At 73.1% G+C, this 264-nt stretch carries 1 pseudogene; it reads right to left on the reverse strand.

The features are described 5' to 3' along the window. A pseudogene (locus KVT14_RS20495) lies at positions 1–264 on the reverse strand (hypothetical protein); the annotation flags it as partial.

Raw genomic sequence — 264 nt, forward strand, 5'->3', positions numbered from 1 at the left:
GCCTGGGCGAAGCCGTCGCGCGCCGAGCCGAGCCCGACGAGCACCTGGTCCCCGGCCTGCTCGCCGATGGTGGCGGACACCGCGGCGCGGATCTGCGTCATCGCGCTGCGGCCCAGGGTCGGGGCCAGGTAGGAGTTGGCGTCGTTGTAGGTGACGTCGATCTCCGCGGACGTCGGGGCGTCGCCGCCGATCGACGCCATGTCGGTCGAGAAGTCCCCGGGCAGCGTCACCGCGAAGTAGTAGGTGCCGTCGGTGACGCCCGCG

Origin of the sequence: Cellulomonas sp. GbtcB1, from assembly GCF_019091725.1 — a bacterium.
Taxonomy (GTDB): Bacteria; Actinomycetota; Actinomycetes; order Actinomycetales; family Cellulomonadaceae; genus Cellulomonas.